Origin of the sequence: Vibrio sp. S17_S38 (genome assembly GCF_014694375.1) — a bacterium.
Taxonomy (GTDB): Bacteria; Pseudomonadota; Gammaproteobacteria; order Enterobacterales; family Vibrionaceae; genus Vibrio.
In genome coordinates this window covers 1-938 of sequence record NZ_JAAUWW010000049.1, presented here as the reverse complement: position 1 = coordinate 938, position 938 = coordinate 1, and the positions used below count along the sequence as shown (strand labels likewise).

General features: G+C 34.3%; 1 tRNA gene and 1 rRNA gene. Both read right to left on the bottom strand.

Going from position 1 to position 938, the window contains the following annotated elements:
* Window positions 1-686: 686 nt before the first annotated feature.
* A tRNA-Ser gene (locus HC725_RS16540) sits at window positions 687-777 on the bottom strand.
* Window positions 778-844: 67 nt separating this feature from the next.
* A 5S ribosomal RNA gene (gene rrf, locus HC725_RS16535) occupies window positions 845-938 on the bottom strand; the annotation flags it as partial.

Below are 938 nucleotides of genomic sequence, written 5' to 3'. Positions count from 1 at the left end.
GTTAACATAATCACCATCCAGTTTTGTTAAAACTGAATGATACCAAGTGGATCAATTTTCAATTGGTGTTAGTGGATCATTTTTGCACTGGTGGTGACAACTAAATTAAGTTAAGTCTCAGCTAATACAATGAGAATTAAAGCTTTTATACTCTAAAAATGATCAGCAATACCCTCTAAGCCTAATAGTACACCATAACCACTACTGAAATAGCCACATCCTGTCCTTAGATAGATTTCTAAATGGCTTTAATTAACCTGTGAAAGAATGCTTAATCCTTCTACTTTGACAGGCTGAACTACATTTATAATTATGATAGAGCGCTAGATAGGCGACACAGAGCTTTCAGCGACAGACCTAGTTTCATATTGAGGAGCTTTATAAAAAATCATAAATTTAACGCTGTACGCTACTTTGATAAATTTACATATCGGAACATTCAGGAGAGATTAAGAGAAAATACACAATATTTATTTTGTATTTCTACTTATTAGAATTGATTTATTGGTGCTATCTATAATTTTATCTCGTCGTAAACGAAAAATATAATTACTTAGAGAGGAATAAAAAGAAAAGAGATTTTATTACTTAATAGATCAATACGATTTGAATAGTTAATTATTGAAATTACTATTTTAGCACTTTAGAAATTAAAAAAGCTCCTGAATTATCAGGAGCTTAAATAATGGTGGAAGGATAGGGATTTGAACCCTAGGCCCGCTATTAACAGGCGCCGGTTTTCAAGACCGGTGCATTCGACCACTCTGCCATCCTTCCAGCAAACAATCATTGTATATAATAAAATTACATACAACATTCCCTTTCAATAAGAGAAAAATTAAAAGCCTGGCGATGTCCTACTCTCACATGGGGAGACCCCACACTACCATCGGCGCTATTGTGTTTCACTTCTGAGTTCGGCATGGAATCAGGTGGGT